15 protein-coding genes are annotated in these 14,880 nt (G+C 43.4%); 6 read left to right on the forward strand and 9 right to left on the reverse strand.

The features are described 5' to 3' along the window. Nucleotides 1-40: 40 nt before the first annotated feature. The 7 genes from ASD40_RS02365 to leuC all read right to left on the reverse strand — a co-directional run bounded on the left by ASD40_RS02365 (nt 41) and on the right by leuC (nt 8,439). Nucleotides 41-316, reverse strand: a complete 276-nt coding sequence (locus ASD40_RS02365) for a hypothetical protein (protein ID WP_029193089.1) — start codon at nt 314-316, stop codon at nt 41-43. 26 nt (nt 317-342) lie between these two features. Continuing rightward, nucleotides 343-1,014 (reverse strand): endonuclease III, encoded by a 672-nt coding sequence (gene nth / locus ASD40_RS02370; protein WP_057301741.1) that lies wholly within the window; start codon nt 1,012-1,014, stop codon nt 343-345. Between the two features lie 194 nt (nt 1,015-1,208). Beyond that, on the reverse strand, nt 1,209-3,923 hold the full coding sequence (locus ASD40_RS02375) for an S-layer homology domain-containing protein (protein ID WP_057301742.1): 2,715 nt from the start codon (nt 3,921-3,923) through the stop codon (nt 1,209-1,211). Between the two features lie 29 nt (nt 3,924-3,952). Further along, complete coding sequence (locus ASD40_RS02380; protein ID WP_057301743.1) at nt 3,953-4,540, reverse strand: GerMN domain-containing protein; 588 nt, start codon at nt 4,538-4,540, stop codon at nt 3,953-3,955. Between the two features lie 69 nt (nt 4,541-4,609). Beyond that, the gene (locus tag ASD40_RS02385) at nt 4,610-6,049 is read right to left on the reverse strand and encodes an N-acetylmuramoyl-L-alanine amidase family protein (protein ID WP_082562034.1); all 1,440 of its coding nucleotides are present in this window, start codon (nt 6,047-6,049) and stop codon (nt 4,610-4,612) included. Nucleotides 6,050-6,342: 293 nt separating this feature from the next. Next, nucleotides 6,343-6,948, reverse strand: coding sequence for a 3-isopropylmalate dehydratase small subunit (gene leuD / locus ASD40_RS02390; protein ID WP_057301745.1), 606 nt, complete (start codon nt 6,946-6,948; stop codon nt 6,343-6,345). A 69-nt stretch (nt 6,949-7,017) separates the two neighbouring features. After that, entirely contained in the window at nt 7,018-8,439 is a 1,422-nt protein-coding gene (leuC, locus tag ASD40_RS02395) for a 3-isopropylmalate dehydratase large subunit (RefSeq protein WP_057301746.1), read from the reverse strand. A 201-nt stretch (nt 8,440-8,640) separates the two neighbouring features. On the opposite strand from leuC, the gene ASD40_RS36970 reads away from it, so the two are divergent. From ASD40_RS36970 to ASD40_RS39005, 5 genes are all read left to right on the forward strand, one after another. Then, nucleotides 8,641-8,787: a lmo0937 family membrane protein gene (locus ASD40_RS36970; RefSeq protein WP_156389871.1), complete on the forward strand. Its 147-nt coding sequence runs from the start codon at nt 8,641-8,643 to the stop codon at nt 8,785-8,787. 226 nt (nt 8,788-9,013) lie between these two features. Then, on the forward strand, nt 9,014-9,907 hold the full coding sequence (locus tag ASD40_RS02400; RefSeq protein ID WP_057301747.1) for a LysR family transcriptional regulator: 894 nt from the start codon (nt 9,014-9,016) through the stop codon (nt 9,905-9,907). Between the two features lie 20 nt (nt 9,908-9,927). Next, nucleotides 9,928-10,896 carry a helix-turn-helix transcriptional regulator gene (locus ASD40_RS02405; protein ID WP_057301748.1) on the forward strand — a complete coding sequence of 323 codons (969 nt, stop codon included), beginning with the start codon at nt 9,928-9,930 and terminating at the stop codon, nt 10,894-10,896. A 216-nt stretch (nt 10,897-11,112) separates the two neighbouring features. Continuing rightward, nucleotides 11,113-11,769 (forward strand): SDR family NAD(P)-dependent oxidoreductase, encoded by a 657-nt coding sequence (locus tag ASD40_RS02410; RefSeq protein WP_200957344.1) that lies wholly within the window; start codon nt 11,113-11,115, stop codon nt 11,767-11,769. Next, nucleotides 11,684-11,986 carry a hypothetical protein gene (locus tag ASD40_RS39005; RefSeq protein ID WP_200957346.1) on the forward strand — a complete coding sequence of 101 codons (303 nt, stop codon included), beginning with the start codon at nt 11,684-11,686 and terminating at the stop codon, nt 11,984-11,986. Before ASD40_RS02410 ends, ASD40_RS39005 begins: the two co-directional genes overlap by 86 nt. A 15-nt stretch (nt 11,987-12,001) precedes the next feature. On the opposite strand, the gene ASD40_RS02415 is transcribed toward ASD40_RS39005, so the two are convergent. Then, nucleotides 12,002-12,442 carry an SgcJ/EcaC family oxidoreductase gene (locus tag ASD40_RS02415; protein ID WP_235549141.1) on the reverse strand — a complete coding sequence of 147 codons (441 nt, stop codon included), beginning with the start codon at nt 12,440-12,442 and terminating at the stop codon, nt 12,002-12,004. Between the two features lie 271 nt (nt 12,443-12,713). Here ASD40_RS02415 and ASD40_RS02420 point away from each other — a divergent pair, with 271 nt between their 5' ends. Beyond that, the gene (locus tag ASD40_RS02420) at nt 12,714-13,205 is read left to right on the forward strand and encodes a cysteine dioxygenase (protein WP_057301749.1); all 492 of its coding nucleotides are present in this window, start codon (nt 12,714-12,716) and stop codon (nt 13,203-13,205) included. 60 nt (nt 13,206-13,265) lie between these two features. Here ASD40_RS02420 and ASD40_RS02425 read toward each other — a convergent pair whose 3' ends face one another. Further along, nucleotides 13,266-14,648, reverse strand: a complete 1,383-nt coding sequence (locus tag ASD40_RS02425) for a glycine--tRNA ligase (RefSeq protein ID WP_057301750.1) — start codon at nt 14,646-14,648, stop codon at nt 13,266-13,268. Nucleotides 14,649-14,880 lie beyond the last annotated feature (232 nt).

The raw sequence follows: 14,880 nt of genomic DNA on the forward strand, positions 1-14,880 counted from the left end.
CCTAACAGAAAAAAAATCTCCCAAAGGGAGATTTAGGTTTTTAGGACATTACTGCTTTTTCTTTTTCCGGCAAGAAAATTTCAAAGACATCGCGATGCTGCAAAATCGTAATGTCGGAGTCTTTTACTTTCATAACCACGACCTCGGATTTCGTTTTCATCTTGTCTATGTAATTCTGAGGAACTTCACCGGATTCACTGACTGTTACACCTTCAATGACTTTTTCCTCATTATCGGCTAGAGGCGTGTTAATCACTTGCTCATAAATATCGGAGAACAGTTCAAAGCTATTCGTGTATACGGCGATGCATTTCATTTCAAATCCCATCCTTTGTCTGCATATCATTTGTTTGTAATAGTTTTCCTAGTTGCACTTGGTTTCATACGTTTCTTACCCTCACGACAATTGTCCAACAATGGACATATCGTGCACTGCGGGTTCTGAGCCTTGCAGTGATATCTACCGAAGAATATAAGGCGATGATGCGTTTGTGTCCACTCTTCACGCGGAACCTTCTTCATCAGCTTCTTTTCTACTTCAAGTACTGAATCGTCCCAGCCAACTAATCCTAGTCTTTTGGAGACTCGCTCAACATGAGTGTCTACCGCAATAGCAGGTACCCCAAAAGCGTTCGATACGACGACATTTGCCGTTTTACGGCCTACGCCTGGTAGTTCGACCAAGTGTTCGTGCTTCTCTGGAATTTCGCCTTCAAACTTGTCCAGCAACAATTGACACAGCTTTTGAATATTGCTTGCCTTATTTCGAAATAAACCAATCCGTCGAATGTCTTGCTCCAGTTCCGTAAGCGGAACGGCCAAGTAATCTTCAGGACGCTTATATTTCTGAAATAAATCCAATGTCACCTTATTCACGGTTTCATCGGTGCATTGAGCTGATAATAATACAGCAATCGTTAATTCAAACGGATTACTGTGGCGCAGCTCGCAATGTGCATCCGGAAAGAGCTCACCGATTGTATCCAAAATATGTCTTACTAACTTCTGTGTCATGTCTTTACTTCCTTAGGGTCGTAATAATCTCCAGTGTAGCGAATTGTGGCGTTAGAATCAATGCTTGAAAGCGTCAAAATGCGAACATTTTCTAAAAAATTGCCATATTTATTTTTAAAATTAGAAAAAAAACCGCCTGCCTTAGAAGTCAAGCTCCTAATATACAGACGGATGAACTTCATTTTCGTTCAAATTTATTTCTCAATCTCAACAATTTTATCGTCTAACACATAAAGTGTTACTTGATCTCCTGCTGCAAAAGATGATGCCGACACAACGTCTGTTCCTTTATGGAAATAGGCTCTTGGGAAAATACTATACGCCGTTTTTTCTCCGGAGCTTGTAGCTTTGAAGTAAAATTGGTTCACGACATTATTGTAGTTATCCACTTCCCGCTTAGATCCTACAGCTACTTGAATAAGAAGTTTGTCACTCGCGTCTTTCATCACTTGCACACGATCGCCCACTTTGATGGAAGTGAAACTCCATGCTACGCCGCCGTTAAGTTTAACGTCATAATTGCTGCCTGCGTTAATCACTTGACTTTTACCTGAGAAATCTTGAACGGTTAGGCTCGAGCTAGCCGCATTCACAGCTGTAACCTTACCGCGCACAGGACTAATCAGCTCTGCTTTTACAACAGCCAGACCCTTGAACGTCAGCTTCACATAGTCATCGATAGCAAAGTCTGTAATTGAACCTACACTTTGATCCGCTTTGACGATTGGAACACCTTCTAGGGAAATGGCATACGAAGTGTTCGACTGATCCGTCACGGTAATTTGCTTGCTGTTCACATTTGATAAAATTGTTTTATAAAGTGCCGTTTTACTCGTTACAATTTTCGTGACAATTCCCTGATCGAAGCTTAGTAAAAGACTAATATTATCCCCAACTTTAAGATCGGAAAGTGTACTGTTAGGCTTATTCGCAAGCTCTACCTGAGGAGCGTAGTTAAGCTTGAACGTCAAGCTTTGACCGCTGTCCGTTTTCAATGTTATATCATTCGTTTGTAAATTTAATTGTGTTAATGCGCCATCCAATTGGGAGGACATTTGAATTTGAGTGACGTTATCTTTTGAAACAAGTAGATCTACATATTTACCAGCCGTAAATGTACTGCTAAAGTTTGCAAAAGGAAGCTTCACTCCAGCATATGAAATAGAAACTGTATCTTTTAAAATATAAGCATGCGGTTTACCTGTATTATCTATAACGGTTAATAATTTCGAAGCTTGATCGTATGAAATAATTTTGGCAAAGTATAAGTTCTCAATTGAACGGTTGGTTACAGTAATTAAAGTTACTTTGTTATTCAAAACATCCAGCTTAAGCTGATCTCCTGGAGCGATATCATAAATACTAGCCGTGGCTAAACCATTGATTCTGACTTGCACGTTATCGCTAAGAACATAGGATGCTAATGCCCCGCCGGCTGCCTTAGTTATCGTTAAAAATGTTTTGTCATCTCCAAGTGCTTTCAAAGTCCCCTCAACACTCACACCAACATCTGCTTGCTTTTTAATAACAATCTTCACAATTTCACTGTTCTTGATCGTATACTCGACCGAATCTCCAACGTGAATTGAATTGATATCTACGAGGCTGTTATCTGGTAAAGTCGCAATCAAATTACTTGAGAAACCGTACGTTTCAGGCTGCCCTGACACGGTGTCTAGCAGCGTAATTTGCATCGCATCTTTGTTAAGTGTTTGAATCGCGCCTTCTGCTGTTTTATTAACGGGCACCTGTTTAACTATGATCGACGTATATTTATCGGTTTTGACAATCTTGCTTTTACGCAATTCAATCGTGCTTCCATTCACAATTGAACCTAGGCTAAGACCGCGTCCTTCCGTATCAGTCACAGCGACATCCGCTGCTAAATCATAGCTCTCAAAGTCATCCAATGTCGCCTTGAGGCTGCTCATATTCAATTTCAATAATTTACCTTCATGAATATCTAGCTGCAGCTCATCGCTAATGATTTCAACATAGTAAGCTGTTCCATTCACTTGAACGAGCGAAACTTCAAACGTTTCTTGCAGCGTTTTCGCGCCTATTGCCGTATCATTTTTATTCCCATAGAACACTGTGTTCGGCAAAAGCTTATATGTACTCGTATTCCCGTCTTTGTCCATAAGGCCAATCGTGCCGCTCGTTAAGCTTGTCATGTACCCTTTCACAGCACGTGAAGGCAATGTTGCAAGCTCTTTTTGCGAACGACTTAAAAAAGCTGCCATTTGAGCACGCGTAACTGCCCCTTTAGGTTGGAACGTGCCATCTTCGAAGCCGTCAACAACCTTTAAAGCAACAGCTGCATTAACAAATCCCAATGTCGTGGTGCTGATGTCATTATTATCTTTGAAAGCCGTTGGTGTTGACGATAAGCTTTGAGCAGTTGTCGCCTTCCCGATAGCGCGAATCACCACTTCAGCTACCCATTCTCTCGTTGCCTTACGCTGGCCCCATTTATCTTTGGACTTATCGCTTTGGCTTCTCACTTTCTCTTCCTCGTTGGAAATCAAGCCTTTCTGGAGAGCAATGGCTACATAATTTCGCGCATAGTTATCAACCAGCATGAAATCGGGAAACACCGTTGCTGTCGTCATTGCGTCTACATCGCCTTGCAAGCCCATCATACGAGTAGCCATAATAAGGACATCTTGCTGTGAAACCGAGTTCTCTGCCCGATAAGCGCCATCCTCATAGCCTTCAATAATGCCTTCCAAAGCAAGTTTGGATATATGTCGAATACCCCAATAGTCCGATTTCACGTCAGGGAAAGAAAGCTTTACATTACTTGTTGATGTCGTATTTACTGACTCTGCCGCCAAAACTGGGGTCCCCGCCAGGCTTGTAATAATTAAAGAGCTAACAATTGCACTTGCTAATTTCTTGTTATTCATCGTTGATTTAGACTCCTCTGCTACTACATTTAATTAGGTCGTTTAATTGGATACGGAAGCTCTAGATGCCCCATTAAGCTATCCACTTGTTTGCCGTTTTTCAGCACATATAAAGCCTTCACTTCTGGAAATTGAAACACGGTTTTCTTCAAAGCTTGTAAAAACAACTCCTCACCCGGAGCGCCTAATTGCGTTTTGGGACCAAATTTGAGGTCGATCTTCAATTCACCCTTAGCTTTATCAAACGAAGTGCTTGTGAAAGTAAGATCATCAAATAAAGGAATTGCTTTAGGATCATCACTCTTTCTGAGTGCGTTAAGTGCGGCTTCATACACGTCAGCGTCCTGTTTGTAGCTGATCGTGACTTCTTTTTCTATAAGTTTCATTTCGTCCTGATCACTGTAAAAAGCTTTGACCTTTTTTTGTTTTAAAGGTTCTGGTGTTGCTGTTGGGGTTGGTGCAGGACTTTGTACCACCGTTGTAGGGGTCGGCACCTCGGTTGTAGCTTGCGGTGTTGCTCCGCCGACGAGTTGACCTTTCTGACCGCAGGCGGTTACAGACAACGTGATGGCACTTACAAGAAGCACCCCATGGATTAGGCGACTTGTTTTGGTCATCTCACTCACTCCTTAGCGTTTTGCCTAGCAAAACGAACTTCGAAAGCATACATTTAAAGCTTTCGTCTCTTATTTGAGGTTCAGGTATTCTTTGATGGCAGCAACGATAGAAGCCGCTATTTTGTCTTGGAAAGCTTCCTTGAACATGGCAGATTCATCGTTCTTATTGGACAAATATCCCACTTCGACTAGAACAGCCGGCATTGTCGTTTTCGTGATGACCCTGAAATCAGCTTGACGTACATTGCGATCAGGAAATCCAGCAGCGGCAACTACATTTTTGTGGATTGTATTAGCAAAAGCTATGCTTTCCGGCCTGTTATAATACGTTTCCGTTCCCGATACCGTAGCTTTGGCGCTATTCCCGTGAATCGATAGGAAAAGATCTGTTTGAATGTCGTTCGCAAAAGAAACCCGGCCATCCAGTGGAATGAACGTATCGTCAGAGCGAGTCATAAGGACGTTAACTCGCTTGTCCTGAACAAGAAGCTTCTCTACCTTCTTCGCTGTAGCGAGTGTAAAATCCTTCTCATGCTTGCCAGTTATGGACAATGCACCGGGATCATTATCCCCGTGTCCTGCATCAATCACCACGGTTAACTGATGTTCCACAATCGCGGCTGTCCATTGATTCGTAAGCTTAGAAGGCTGTACGCGATAGTCAGCTGAACCTTTCAAATCCAAAATAATTCTCACTGTAGCCGGATTATCTGCAAAGTTAGAAAAGCGCACTTTCTCAACCAAAGGATGCTTAGAGGGCAGTTCCCCCGCATTATTTACAAGCAATTTTTGGAGAGAAGGATCTAAAGATGTGTTCGGGAAATCAAATACGATGCGATTCGGGTTCGATAATTTCATCATAGTCGGAACTAAAGAGCCGTCTTTCGCGGCTACCGCTAACTCCTTCTCAGAGAGCACAATCGAAGTCAACAAGTGGGCATTAGGATCGGGTGTTTTCGTTCCTGGATCTGTGCCTGTATCCGGTACTGGCGGTTTTGGAGGTGTTACTTCGCCAGGATTGCTGCCATCTACAACATCGATGGGTCCTGTAACAGGTTTGGAATCCGAATCATCTTTTTTGAACATATGAACGGAAGAGGTTAAAGAGTCCCATTTAAATTCAATACCCATAAGTTGACCAATGAAACGAAGTGGGAGCATCGTGTTGCCTTTTTCGATGATTGGCGCTACTTCCAAACTTTCCTTCTTGCCTTTAATCAGGGCCGTTTTACTGTCGATGACCAATTGAATGTTCATATCGCCTTTGACGATGGTTACCTTGCGTGTGGGTTCATCCCAACTCACCTTGGCACCAATTTCTTCAACGATAATCCTTACAGGTACAATCGTATTGCCACTAACTATACGGGGCTGAACTTCGTTAGCTTCCAGTTTTTTTTCATTCATATAGAGCTTAATTACACTTGGGGATTCGGCTCCCATTGCATAAGTAGGGAGAAGCAGCATGCTAACTAGCAGCATTAAACAAAATGCAGGAAATTTCATCATTCACCTCTATGTAATGTCGGAATTGGGGTTGTAATTTCAAACTCTTAAAATCTATCTTTTAAAAACTAGCAGCAACGTGTCCATTGTATCAAAATAATCATATGCCCGACAGCAAAACCTCCGTTCAATCGACAATCTAGTAATCTATTAGACGCGGAAAACTACCAAAAGTTGCAAAAAAAGAAGAATAAAAAAACCTAGCCATTGGCTAGGTCAGAGCTCTTGCAACTAGAACAAAAAAAGACGCAATCCATGTAAGAACTCATTGGATTGCGTTTTCTATGATCACATTTTTATTTATAAGCCAAACGTTTTTGGTGAGCTTGCTCATAGGCTGTGATTTTCTCTTCATGTTGAAGTGTCAGGCCGATGTCATCCAAGCCTTGCAGCAGGAACTGACGACGGTGCTCATCCAAATCAAACTGAATTTTTAAGCCGTATTCATCTGTGAGTGTCTTGTTCTCAAGATCGACATTCAGCTTGTAGCCTTCATGCTTCGCTGTACGGGCGAACAAATCATCCACTTGCTCTTCCGATAGCTTTATTGGCAGAATGCTGTTTTTGAAGCAGTTGTTGTAGAAAATGTCAGCATAAGACGGTGCGATAATAACGCGGAAGCCGAAATCTTGAATCGCCCAAGGTGCATGCTCACGGGAAGATCCGCAGCCGAAGTTCGCTCTGGAAAGCAGAACGGAAGCTCCTTGATAACGTTCTTGGTTTAATGGGAAGTTCTCGATAACGTTGCCCGCCTCATCCCATCTCCATTCGAAGAAGAGGAATTGACCGAAACCGGAACGCTCAATTCTTTTTAGAAATTGCTTAGGAATAATGGCATCTGTATCTACATTCACGCGATCCACAGGACCGACTAGGCCTGTATGTTGTTTAAAAGCTTCCATGTTTTCATTCTCCTTAAAGTTTTGCTTAAGCAAAACTAGCATCGTAAGCATTGCCTTAATCAGCTCAAATTAAGCTTGTTGGTATTCTTTGATTTCCCAATCACGAACATCGTAGAAATGACCTTTGATTGCTGCTGCAACAGCCATTGCTGGAGACACGAGATGCGTACGTCCACCGCGGCCTTGACGACCTTCGAAGTTACGGTTGGATGTCGATGCACAACGTTGACCTGGTTGCAGCACGTCTGGGTTCATAGCCAAACACATACTGCAGCCCGCATCACGCCATTCGAAGCCAGCACCCTCAAAAATTTTGTCCAATCCTTCTTTTTCAGCTTGAATTTTAACGCGTCCGGAACCTGGGACTACGATAGCTGTAACGCTTGGATCTACTGTGTAACCTTGTGCAATTTTAGCTGCAGCACGAAGATCTTCAATTCGTCCGTTTGTGCAAGAACCGATGAAAACATAATCAACTTTCAGTTCAGTCATTGGCGTACCTGGTGTTAAATCCATATATTCAAGCGCTTTTTCAGCAGCTTTACGTTCATTTTCTGTTTCGAAGCTTTGCGGATCCGGAACTAATGCTGTAATACTTGTCCCCATCCCCGGGCTAGTTCCCCAGGTTACTTGCGGAATCAAGGAATCAGCGTCAAACTCCAGCACCCAGTCATACACTGCGCCTTCATCCGTAACAAGGCTAGACCATTCTGCGACTGCAGCGTCAAAGTCAGCACCTTGTGGAACGTATTCACGACCACGCAGGTAGTTAAATGTTGTTTCGTCAGGTGCAATAAGACCTGCTCTAGCTCCACCTTCAATGGACATGTTACAAACCGTCATGCGCTCTTCCATGGAAAGACCACGAATCGCTTCACCGGTATATTCAATAACATAACCCGTTGCAAAATCTGTACCATATTTAGCAATAACGCCAAGAATCAAATCTTTTGCAGTTACGCCTGGTTTCAGATTTCCTGTAATGCGTACTTCCAATGATTTTGCTCTGGATTGTTGCAGTGTTTGTGTAGCAAGAACGTGCTCTACTTCACTTGTTCCAATACCGAAAGCAAGTGCGCCGAATGCGCCGTGTGTCGATGTGTGGCTATCGCCGCAAACGATGGTTTTACCTGGATGTGTAAGTCCTAGCTCAGGTCCCATAACGTGTACAACACCTTGGTCAAGGCTGTCTAGGTCGAACAACGTAACGCCGAAATCGCGACAGTTTTGTGAAAGTGTATCAATTTGTTGTTTGGAAATAGGATCTGTGATGTTGAAACGATCCTTAGTTGGCACGTTATGATCCATCGTTGCAAATGTTAGATCTGGTCTGCGAACCTTGCGACCCGATAAACGAAGGCCTTCAAAAGCTTGCGGTGAAGTTACTTCATGCACAAGATGCAAATCAATATAGATTACGCTGGGCTTGCCTTCTTCCTGGTTAATAACGTGATTATCCCAAATCTTCTGAAACATTGTCTTTTTACTCATATCCAGTCACCTCTTGTCATTATCCGCTCTAATTGTTAATGTCTTACCCTCATAACGTAGTTTAGCACGGATAACGTCATAGCTCCAAGATATAATAACTATAAGCTTCATAGATTATTCCTATAGGATGATTCGAATATAAAAAAGGTGGTTAGTATCTTGCATAAGCAATTATGACATTTTGAAAAGGATGTGTTACTTATGCTTTGGACCATTTTTGTAGTGATTCTTGTCTTGTGGGCTTTAGGAATCGGTTTTGATATCGGAGGAAATTTAATCCATCTACTGCTCGTTTTGGCCGTCATCTCTTTGGTATTCAATTTGGTTACAGGCAGAAGAGGTAGTTAACATTACTTAACTCATGATCATATACTTTATTTCAAAAAAGCAGTCAGTGGATTTTGTCCGCAGGCTGCTTTTACTTGTACCTCTAAACACGGATGCTCTTCTGTTGAGAATACGGAACGAGCTTTTCTCATATCAAAGCTTAAAATCTGGTATATTATCTTTATACTTTATAGGCTGTATCAATAAAACAAGCTATGATTATTACTTTCAGGAGATGAGCCTCACTATGGAACTACGTCAACTTCAATATGCGATTCAAATTGCGATCGAACGAAATTTCTCGCGCGCCGCGGAGAAGCTTCATATTGCACAGCCTTCACTTAGCCAGCAGCTATCCAAGCTAGAGAAAGAGATCGGCGTCCTTCTTTTCCAGCGCAGCACCAATTCAGTTGAGCTTACTCACGCTGGGTCCCTTTTTGTTGAAAAATCACAAAAAATCCTCGACATGGTCGAACAGCTGAAGAAAGAAATGGAAGACATTTCACAGATGAAAAAGGGTCGACTTGTGGTAGGCAGTATGCCAATTACAGGTTCAACGATCCTGCCTTTCGTGGTTCCTGTCTTTCAAGCGGCATATCCGGATATTGAAATTACACTCGTTGAAGAGACATCCTCTAACTTAGAAACACTTACGATGAATGGACAAACCGATATCTCGCTGCTCTCATTACCATTACGAGAGGACTCTCTCGTTTATGAGACTTTGCTGGAGGAAGAAATCGTCCTCGCGGTACCTCCACTGCATCGATTAGCAGCAAGTAAAGAACCAATTCGAATCGAACAATTAGAGAAGGAAGCTTTCATCGCTTTGAAAAAAGGACAAGGATTTCGCAAGCTAACGCTTGATCTATGCCAAAAAGCTGGCATTACCCCCAATATTGTCTTCGAGTCCAGCAATATGGAGACGGTTCAGTCCCTCGTCGCTGCAGGCATGGGAATCGGTTTCGTCCCATATTTAATTTCAAAAAGAAGCTTCAGTGAGTTATCTCCGATTCACCTTCCCCTTGAAGGCAGACCTACTCGTACACTCGTTATTGCCTATCGTAAAGGCAGATACATCTCCAAAGCTGCTGAAGCTTTCGTTTCCACTATGAAAGAGGTTATGCGAACAATCGGTTAGCATAGGAGGTAAACCCAGCAATGAATAAAACTCAACGGTTAATTCAGTTGATGATGGCAGTAAACGAACGTATGCAGTTCACTACAAAAGAGATGGCCGATGAATTCGGCGTCTCGGAACGCACGATGCACCGCGATTTACAAGAGTTGAGTGAGCTTGGTATGCCGCTTTATACCGAATTTGGCCCACACGGGGGATATCGCTTATTAAAGAAGCGGATGCTCCCTCCGATTCTATTCTCCGAACAAGAGGCTGTTGCGATGTTCTTCGCCTTTCAATCGCTCCAATATTATGGAGCGCTCCCTTTTGCAGCGGAATCGACATCTGCTCTTAATAAATTCTATCACTATCTCCCTACGGATACGAAGGTGAGAATCGATGCACTTAAAGATCGGGTATCCTTCTGGACGCCTACGCGAACTCAAGGTTCCCCCTTCTTGGAGCAGTTGTTGGAAGCGTCAATTGATGAAATACCTTTACGCTTAACCTACGCGTCTAAAGATGGAACCACAGAGAGAGTCGTGCAGCCAATTGGTATTTACGCGTCTAATGGTTTCTGGTATTTCCCCTCCTATTGCTTTCAAAAAGAAGGATTCCTCTTATTTCGCGCTGATCGCATACACCGCTTGGAACGAGCCGAATCCTCTCATCCGAGTAAAAACATCAAACATTACACAATTGGTGATTGGCTGTTAGCAGGGCAAGAGCGTGAGGCAGGCCCTATGACCATGAAGCTCCGGGTGAAGCTGACTCCAGCTGGAGTTAGGACATATGAGCGTAGTAATGGACTGGACGCAAATGTGAAACTCAATGACGATGGCAGTGGACTATTAGTGGCTGACATGCATCGAAGTAATTTATCGTACTTTTCAAAGTATTTTCTCAGTTTGGGTGCGGACGCCCTAGTCGAAGAGCCCTTGGAGATGGTGATTTGGATTCGTGAGCAAATTCGTGCTATGCAGCATGCATATGGGAATGATTTAACTTGAAATGAAATCGGTCGTATTCCAAAGGGATAACTGCAAAAAGTGCATATAAATGAACGAGTATAAAGCATTTTCTATTAGATAGAGTCGAGCGATACATCTCTCCAGGCTTTAAATACTATGACAAGAATTGTCATGGATTCGATGTAACATTAAAACTGAGCTCACGAAGCGAATAATGATGTTTCTTCTGGTGATAAACTCTAAGGAGGTACAACGATGCATACAAAAAACCTGCAAGGTCGAGTTGCCTTGGTTACCGGTTCCAGTCGAGGCGGCGGCCGCGGCATTGCCTTAGCACTTGGGGAGGCTGGGGCCACTGTCTATGTGACTGGACGCAGTACGAGAACGAAGTCCACGAGAACAGATCTCACGGGTACAATTGAAGATACCGCTGAAGCTGTTACACAGCGCGGTGGATTAGGAATCGCCGTTCGTTGTGACCATACCATCGATGCAGATGTCAAAACTTTGTACGAACGTATTCAACAAGAACAAGGAACGCTCGATGTTGTGGTCAATAATGCCTGGGGTGGTTACGAGAATTATTATGATGTCGATTTTTCTGTTCCCTTTTGGGAGCAGCCGATGACGCGCTGGGACAAAATGTTCGAGGCAGGACTGCGTGCTCAGATGGTTTCAAGCCGGTATGCAATGTCTACCTTTTTTCTCGAACAAAATCGCGGTCTTTTGATTAACACAGGCGTCTACTCTGACATTGGCGGCGACTACCCTATCAACGTTTTTTATGACACAAGTGAAACGAGCGGTTGCGAATATGACGCGCGCCATGTCTCAAAATCTGAAAGCAAACCATATCGATGTAACCGCGCTTACTTTAGCACCAGGCTGGATGCGAACGGAAGCCGTTTATAAGCATTATGGTTTAGAACCAGGTGATCCTGATTTCATGAAAGTCGAAGCACTTCATACGACGGAATCTGTGGAATATATCGGTCGCGCAGTTGTCGCTTTAGCATCCGATCCTCTTGTAAGTATAAAGGCAGGTCAGCTTCTCGAGGTAGGTACCCTAGCGGAGCAGTATGGCTTCACGGATATCGATGGCAGACGGTTGCCTCCGTTCCGGGTTTAAGCTATGCAAATGTGATTATTTCATAAACCATTTTTGAATAAAATTCGGCGGTTGGATGCGGCAGTTGTGAAAAGCTGCAATTTTCCAATCGCCTTTTTCTTTGACAATCACATTCGTATTGATAGAATCCCTGTTCTTTGGCGCTTTTTTCTGCCATCTGAGTTTAACAGCACCAACACAATGAGCAATAGCCAGCTCGGGAGATAGGAATCGAACCTGTATGGAACCGCCATTCATCATCGACGAGCCTCTCAACACACCTTCAAACAGCTTCTGATGAATATCCGCAATATCTTGTCGCCCCTTGATATGTTGTCCGTTGAAGGTCACATAGTCCGCATCTTCAGTAAAACATAAGCCAAACGCCTGCCCATTATGCTCATTCCAAGCTTTGCCAAGCGACTCGAAAATGGCGAGTATCGCTTTCGTGTCTTCTTCTTTTATATCCACCATCATTAGTCTCATCCTCTCTTTTCACGTTTTACCAAACGCTTGCACTTCGAAGGAACCTCCACTCTTTCAATTTTGACATAACCATCTCTTAAAGGAATCGCTCTAGAGTATGAAAAAATCCCCGTCCACAGACCGATTACTTACCAAATTGATTAAAATTCCACAGATCATTCTAACCTTTTGACCTCTGAATGCATACGATATATAAATAAAACTTATCCATTCCCCAATAATAAATGATAAAAAGATAGCATTAGCCTAGGAGGCGGAAACCATGACATTATTAAGAGCAATTGAGCAGACATTCTGTAAATTGCAAGAACCCACCTTAGAACAACTGAAAGTAGCCCTACAATCCTTAGACAACTTACTTCATGAGGTGCCTGTATATAAAACAGAGCCCAAACAACTACCTTATGGTCGGAATGTCGTTTATAGCACGAAAGATCTCGAAGTTATTGTGATTCACATACCTGCTTCGGAGGCAACCGCGATTCATAACCATGGCTCGTCCATCGGCTCCGCTTGTTTAGTTGAGGGAACGTTAGTCAATACCAAGTATCGATTGGATTCAGAAGGTTATCCCGTCGCCCAAACAGATGACTATATTGGGTCAGGTGAATATTTTGAAGCACCTTGCCAGCAAATTCATCAGTTAAGCAATCCTTTCCACGAGCCTGCTGTTTCCATTCATGTATATAGCCCGCCTCTCCGGGGTGTAACACGCTACTTACCTTACAGCGAAATTTTGGATTATGTCATCTAAAAAAAGCCCCCTGTAACACGTCAATCGACGTTCTCACAGGGGGCTTGGTTTAAATTGGTATTAGAATTGAAGTGAATTCTCAATGAATGCTTTCAATTCAGAAATTGGTATTCGTTTTTGTTCCATGGTATCACGGTCACGCACCGTTACTTGACCATCTGTTTCGGACTCAAAGTCGTATGTGATACAGAACGGTGTACCGATTTCATCATGACGGCGGTATCTCTTACCAATAGAACCCGTATCATCATAATCCACCATGAAATGCTTCGCTAGATCGGCGAATACAGCCTGCGCGCCTTCATTCAACTTTTTGGAAAGCGGGAAAATAGCTGCTTTAATCGGTGCCAGTGCAGGATGGAAATGCAGAACTGTACGACTGTCGTCACCTTCCAGCTTTTGCTCTTCGAAAGCATCGATCAGAAGCGCTAACGTAACGCGGTCTGCTCCTAGGGAAGGCTCGATGCAGTATGGAATGTAACGCTCGTTTGTTTCTGGATCAATATAGTTGAAGTCCGCACCAGAGTGCTCCATATGCTGCTTCAAGTCAAAATCTGTACGATCCGCGATACCCCATAACTCGCCCCAGCCGAACGGGAATTTGTACTCGATATCCGTCGTCGCATTGCTGTAGTGGGACAACTCATCGTCGTTGTGATCGCGAAGGCGAAGGTTATCCGCTTTGGCACCTAGGGACAACAGCCAATTATGGCAGAAGCTTCTCCAGTATTCGAACCATTTCATGTCCTCGCCGGGCTTACAGAAAAACTCAAGCTCCATTTGTTCAAATTCACGAGTACGGAATGTAAAGTTACCAGGTGTGATTTCATTACGGAAGCTTTTACCGATTTGGCCGATTCCGAATGGCATCTTTTTGCGCATCGTGCGTTGAACGTTCTTGAAATTGACGAAAATCCCTTGTGCAGTTTCCGGACGCAAGTAAACGACGTTAGAGCTAGCTTCCGTTACGCCTTGGAAGGTTTTGAACATCAGATTGAACTGACGAATTTCCGTGAAATCCTTGCTGCCGCAATCCGGACATACGATGTTGTGCTCTACGATAAGCTTCATCATATCGTCAAACGTCATGCCATCAACGATGATTTCGATATCTTTCTCCGCCAGTTTATTTTCAATCAATTTATCCGCACGGTGACGAGCTTTACAGCTTTTGCAATCGATCATTGGATCGTTGAAATTACCTACGTGACCGGATGCTACCCAAGCTTGCGGGTTCATCAGAATTGCTGCGTCAAGACCCACGTTATAGGGGGATTCTTGAATAAATTTTTTCCACCAAGCACGCTTGATGTTGTTTTTCAGCTCGACACCAAGCGGACCGTAATCCCATGTGTTAGCCAAACCGCCATACACCTCTGAACCTGGGAATACAAAACCTCTGTGCTTCGCTAATGCTACAACTTGATCCATAGTAACGCTCATTGTTCGTTCGCTCCTTCAGCTTCTCGTTTATAGGTCAATGACCTTTGACGACCATTTGGATATGAGCAGACGCCAAAAAAGCTCAACATCCAAAGGCATCAAATAATGCCTAGGGACGAGAGCCTTACGCACCCGCGGTTCCACCCTAGTTGATACACTCGTAAAGCAGCGTATCCCCTTTATCGTATTGGCTCCGGATAGCCTTTTCCTTGAGCTTCAATCTGGGCTTTCA

Source organism: Paenibacillus sp. Root444D2, from assembly GCF_001426375.1.
Classification (GTDB): domain Bacteria; phylum Bacillota; class Bacilli; order Paenibacillales; family NBRC-103111; genus Paenibacillus_E.

Excerpts from the sequence above, each read along its gene's own strand:
- ASD40_RS02365 (WP_029193089.1), bottom strand. The coding sequence starts at position 316 with ATGAAATGCATCGCCGTATACACGAATAGCTTTGAACTGTTCTCCGAT.
- ASD40_RS36970 (WP_156389871.1), top strand. The coding sequence starts at position 8,641 with ATGCTTTGGACCATTTTTGTAGTGATTCTTGTCTTGTGGGCTTTAGGA.
- ASD40_RS02420 (WP_057301749.1), top strand. The coding sequence starts at position 12,714 with ATGACATTATTAAGAGCAATTGAGCAGACATTCTGTAAATTGCAAGAA.
- ASD40_RS02400 (WP_057301747.1), top strand. The coding sequence starts at position 9,014 with ATGGAACTACGTCAACTTCAATATGCGATTCAAATTGCGATCGAACGA.
- ASD40_RS02410 (WP_200957344.1), top strand. The coding sequence starts at position 11,113 with ATGCATACAAAAAACCTGCAAGGTCGAGTTGCCTTGGTTACCGGTTCC.
- ASD40_RS02405 (WP_057301748.1), top strand. The coding sequence starts at position 9,928 with ATGAATAAAACTCAACGGTTAATTCAGTTGATGATGGCAGTAAACGAA.
- nth (WP_057301741.1), bottom strand. The coding sequence starts at position 1,014 with ATGACACAGAAGTTAGTAAGACATATTTTGGATACAATCGGTGAGCTC.
- ASD40_RS02380 (WP_057301743.1), bottom strand. The coding sequence starts at position 4,540 with ATGACCAAAACAAGTCGCCTAATCCATGGGGTGCTTCTTGTAAGTGCC.
- ASD40_RS02375 (WP_057301742.1), bottom strand. The coding sequence starts at position 3,923 with ATGAATAACAAGAAATTAGCAAGTGCAATTGTTAGCTCTTTAATTATT.
- ASD40_RS02425 (WP_057301750.1), bottom strand. The coding sequence starts at position 14,648 with ATGAGCGTTACTATGGATCAAGTTGTAGCATTAGCGAAGCACAGAGGT.
- ASD40_RS02385 (WP_082562034.1), bottom strand. The coding sequence starts at position 6,049 with ATGATGAAATTTCCTGCATTTTGTTTAATGCTGCTAGTTAGCATGCTG.
- ASD40_RS39005 (WP_200957346.1), top strand. The coding sequence starts at position 11,684 with ATGTCTCAAAATCTGAAAGCAAACCATATCGATGTAACCGCGCTTACT.
- leuD (WP_057301745.1), bottom strand. The coding sequence starts at position 6,948 with ATGGAAGCTTTTAAACAACATACAGGCCTAGTCGGTCCTGTGGATCGC.
- ASD40_RS02415 (WP_235549141.1), bottom strand. The coding sequence starts at position 12,442 with ATGATGGTGGATATAAAAGAAGAAGACACGAAAGCGATACTCGCCATT.
- leuC (WP_057301746.1), bottom strand. The coding sequence starts at position 8,439 with ATGAGTAAAAAGACAATGTTTCAGAAGATTTGGGATAATCACGTTATT.